The sequence below is a fragment of the Dietzia sp. DQ11-44 genome, from assembly GCF_014145205.1.
In the GTDB taxonomy this organism is placed as follows: Bacteria; Actinomycetota; Actinomycetes; order Mycobacteriales; family Mycobacteriaceae; genus Dietzia; species Dietzia natronolimnaea.
In genome coordinates, this window is sequence record NZ_JAALEC010000733.1 from 1 (window position 1) to 4,230 (window position 4,230).

Annotated in this window: 4 protein-coding genes and 1 pseudogene; all 5 read right to left on the reverse strand. The window is 69.3% G+C overall.

The genetic code is table 11. The features are described from left to right. Positions 1–513: pseudogene (locus tag G6018_RS16470) on the reverse strand (hypothetical protein); the annotation flags it as partial. Between the two features lie 28 nt (positions 514–541). Next, a complete protein-coding gene (locus G6018_RS16475; protein WP_187701173.1) occupies positions 542–1,081 on the reverse strand; it encodes a hypothetical protein in 540 nt (179 codons plus the stop codon). Positions 1,082–1,107: 26 nt separating this feature from the next. Further along, the gene (locus G6018_RS16480; protein ID WP_182640212.1) at positions 1,108–2,718 is read right to left on the reverse strand and encodes a peptidoglycan DD-metalloendopeptidase family protein; all 1,611 of its coding nucleotides are present in this window, start codon (positions 2,716–2,718) and stop codon (positions 1,108–1,110) included. A gap of 4 nt (positions 2,719–2,722) precedes the next feature. Then, on the reverse strand, positions 2,723–2,965 hold the full coding sequence (locus G6018_RS16485) for a transposase (RefSeq protein WP_063935020.1): 243 nt from the start codon (positions 2,963–2,965) through the stop codon (positions 2,723–2,725). Next, a partial coding sequence (locus G6018_RS16490; protein WP_182640213.1) for an ATP/GTP-binding protein occupies positions 2,962–4,230 on the reverse strand: 1,269 nt, incomplete at its 5' end. The genes G6018_RS16485 and G6018_RS16490, both read right to left, overlap by 4 nt.

Genomic DNA, 4,230 nt, shown 5'->3' on the forward strand with positions numbered 1-4,230 from the left:
GCCCTGGCGGGGACCCCACAGATCCAGATGCAGGTCTTCCCACCCGCCCCAGAGATCTTGGCCGGTAGCGACCTCCTTGCCGATGTACACCCCCGGGGTCTGGGTGGTGTCGCCTCGCTCGCGGTTGGCGCGGACCACGCTCTTGGCCGACAGTGACTTCACGTCAGCGCGGCCCGCCAGGTGCTTGGTGATCCCATCGACACGGGTCCTGCGGCCCTGCCGGCGCCCGACGAGCGCCGCCACCACGGCCACGAGCACGGCGGCGATCACCACCAGGGCCACGACGACGACCGTGGCGCCGGTGGTCCACTGCACCTGCCCCTGGGCCAGGTCGATCACCGCCACCGCGGGGTTACCGGGAACCTGTTGACCGGTGGGGGCGATGGATTCGCCGAGGGTGATACTGCCCCACACCGCGATCACCGCGGCCGCCACCACGCCCATCATGACCAGCGCGATCGTGGGTCCGGGCTCGCGGGTCTGGGACGTTCGTGCCAGGTCCTTGCCTGCCATTGTTGCCTCCCTGGTGTGATGTGCGCGGTTACTCGCCCACAGATCGGTATTGGTAGCTGGCGACCTTCCACGTCTCGCCGGTGCGCTTGAGCTCGACGGTCGCGGTGATGCGCTCGAGCGGGGTCGTTGCTCCGTCGGGGTGCAGCACTTTCTGCTGCACCGTGACCAGGCGCCGAGCTTCGCTCGCGTCCTGCGGGACGGGGTCCTGATCTCCGGCCAGGCTTGCGGCGCCGATCACGCGGTCACCCGAGCGCGCCCATGCCGGCCACTGCCCAGGGGCAGGATCTGGGTCCGGGCGGGTGGTGGCCGCGTCCGCCATCTGGCCGGTGAGCTGGTCGGAGATCGCGTGCATCGCATCCCACGGGGACTGCTGCTGCGCGGGGGTCCACGTGTGAATCCCTGCCATCACCGCCACCGCCACTTCGTCGGCGGTCGTGATCGGGTCGATGTGTACGTGCGCATCGGTTCCCGGTTCATCATCGCGGCCAAGCGTCAGGGCCATCGCGACGGCGGCGACCACTACCGCCACCACCGCCGCGGCGACCACAGCTACGCCTTTGGTGTTCATCGCTGTCTCCTACTCGTCGGCGGTGCTCATGCGGCGGCGAACCTTGCGGCCTCTTGCGGCACGATGACCACGTACTTTTGCGTCTCGGCATATGGAGGTACCCCGCCGAACTGCTGCACGGCGCCGGGTCCGGCGTTATAGCCGGCCAGCATCAACGCCTGCGGGTCGCCACTGAGCTCGCCCGAGGCGATGCCCTCTCGCTGGCCCTCGGCGATCTCGCACAGGTAGCGGGCGGCGGCCATCGTCGCGTCCGCCGGGTCCGACGGAGAGCCCGAGCCGGGAGGTCCGGCGATCTGGCCGTTGTCGTCGACCTTGGCGCCCTTGGCCGCCCATGTGCCGGGCATGAACTGCCCGTACCCTTGCGCTCCGGCCGTCGAGACTGCCGTGGCCTGGAAGCCGGCTGATTCGTGGTACAGCAGCCCGGCCAGCAGCGGAGAGTCGACCTCGCGGCAGACCTGGCCTCCCAGGTCGATCCACTTGCGCAGTTCGGCGGGGATCTCGCCCGCGTTCAGGCTGCGATGCCCGAAGTCCGGGGCGCAGTCGTCGCCCCCGGCGGCGCCGGTGGTCTCCGAGGAGTCGTCGGCACCGTCGGTGGGGGCGGCGCCGTAGCGCTGGTTCGGGGTGGGCTTTCCGCCGCCGGCGACGGTGACGTGCACGTGGTCGAAATGGTTCTGGGTCGGGTCGCCCCGGTCCTCCCTCTGGTTGGGCTGCCCGGTGGCGGGGATGTACTGCTGCCGCCAGATCAGGTACTCGATGTTGAAGAACTCGCGGTGCGTCAGCAGGTAGTTCGTGATGCGATTGCCCAGCTCGCGGCCCTCGCTCGAGGAGTAGTCCGGGATCATGATGTCCACGGCGCGGCCCGACGGGTGATCGGGGTAGGCATCAACAGGCCGCCACCCGCCGATGGTCTTCACGTCGGGAAAGCGCTGCGCCACGGCACGGGCCACCCGGATCGAGTCGACCTGCAAGTTCTCCTTGGAGGCGATCTTGTCCGAATCGGGCATCTCCCCGCTCGAGGGCGGAGACGGCTGACGGGAGGTCGTGGACTCGTCGGTGGGCGGCTCACTGCCTCCCGAGCCCGGGTTCGCCGCTCGGTCGAGCCACGGCTGCGGATCGGTCTCGCTCCCACCGGTCAGGCGCCCGCCCTGCCACACCTCGAAGTGCAGGTGGGCGCCGGTGGACTGGCCGTTGTTGCCGACCTCACCGATGTGCTGTCCTGCGGCAACGGTGTCGCCCACCTGGACGTCCACTCCGTCGTCCCACATATGGCCGTAGACGGTCGAGTAGGGCTGACCGTCGATGGTGTGGTCGATGACGATCCAGTTGCCGAACCCGCTCGCGGGGCCGGCGGCGGTCACCACGCCTGGGGCCATCGCGTACATGGGCGTGCCGTCGGCGGCGGCCAGGTCGATGCCTCGGTGGCCGGGCCGGTCTGCGCTCTTGTAGGTCGAGGACACGACGTAATCGCCTTCGGCGATCGGCAGGCTGAGCTCGCCGGCGGGCACTCCCCCGCCGCCGGTTATGGCCCCGTTCGGGCGGCACCGATCGTCGCTGCCGTCTCCGAGGATCACTACGACCACCAGCGACAGCAGGATGATCCCGATGACGATGCCGACGACGAGCTTGGCCGACCGCATCCGTCTACAGCCCTAGCTGCGCTCGAAGGGCCGCGTTCTCGGCTTGCAGCGCCCGCAGGGTGGACGAGTTGTGCGCCTGCCACGTCCCCGCGGCGACCGACCAGCGGCGCACCGAGTCGCGGCTGATGCCGAACTCGCGGGCGACGACCTCGGCGGCTGCTGAGGTCGAGGGGAACTGGGGCTCGAGCTCTGCCAGCCGCGCGACCACCTGGTCGCGGAAATCGGCGTCGTACGCAGTTGAGCTCATGCCGGCACCGCTTGTCCGGAGGGCACGCCATCGAGCAGTTCGCGGAAGCGCACGTTCGTGTCGTGGATGTTGGTCTCCCGCTCGGTCGCGGTCAGCAGAACCTGCACCGGGATCCCGGCGGTGCCGTCCTTGGACGACTTGAGCATGAACTTGCCTCGCCCCAGGGGTGGCTTCTTACGCTCGCGGGCTTCGGTGCGCTCGATCGGCGCGCCCTTGGACCAGGCGGTGATCATCGCCGCTTCAGCATCGGTGAACTGGAGGACGCCCTTGAGCCGCTCCAGCTCGCCGGCGGGAAGACCGCCGCAGATGACCATGCCGGCCCGCTCGATGAAGCCCATCGCGGTCTTGACGTCGACCTCGTTGGGCAGCGTCTCCAGGTCTCGGCCCGTGTGGGTGATCATCAACAGGCCGGTGCCGTCCGTGCGGTTCAGGCGCGTGAGCTCGTCGACGCGCTGCACCATCCCCGCCCCGGCGCCCAGGGTCGCCCACATCTCGTCGAGAATCGCCAGGAAGTAGCGCTGCGGCGCCAGACCGCAGTCGGCCAGCACGTGCGCGGCCTCCATCGCTCCATAGGCATCGGACCAGCAGGCCAGGAGCACGCCCGCCTTGAGCGACTGGTCTCCTCGAGCGATCGCCGAGACGTCGATGCAGATCGCCGGGGCGTCGAGGTCGATCTTGGTGGTGGTGTGCTCGGCGAATACCTGGCCCATGACGCCGTCGGTCAGCGACTCCAGCGTCTGGACGAGGGTTCGGACCGTGCGCCTGTACTCCGCTTCGTCGGCGACGAACAGCGCTCGCCGCAGGTCGGCGTTTCCGGATCGGATGTAGTCGATCAGGTCTCGCAGTAGCGGCGGTGAGGCGAAGGAGAACTTGCCGCCCTGGCGCATTTCACGCAACGAGGTGGAGATGACCAGGCCCTCGAAGTCAGCCAGCGGCCGACCGCGGATCAGCTCGGCCAGCGCCACGACCATCGTGACCTGCCGCGAGTGCACCGACTCCTCGGTTTCGGTGATGGCCTCGGCAAGGCGCGTGCTGTCCTCGCCCCGGTCGCGGAGCTCGTCCAGATGGGCCTGCATCACCGGGATCGCCTCGCCCAGAGCGCCGGCGGCCAGTGGGTTCAGGTGCCCGTGCCCATGTCCGAGACGGATCACCTGCCCGCGCTTTCCGGCCGGGGTGACCATCGCATCGGTCACCGCCACGTACTCGCCTTTGATGTCCCCGGCCACGATCGGCACATGGCCCTGGGCGACCGCGCCGATGAACTG

Excerpts from the sequence above, each read along its gene's own strand:
- G6018_RS16475 (WP_187701173.1), bottom strand. The coding sequence starts at position 1,081 with ATGAACACCAAAGGCGTAGCTGTGGTCGCCGCGGCGGTGGTGGCGGTA.
- G6018_RS16480 (WP_182640212.1), bottom strand. The coding sequence starts at position 2,718 with ATGCGGTCGGCCAAGCTCGTCGTCGGCATCGTCATCGGGATCATCCTG.
- G6018_RS16485 (WP_063935020.1), bottom strand. The coding sequence starts at position 2,965 with ATGAGCTCAACTGCGTACGACGCCGATTTCCGCGACCAGGTGGTCGCG.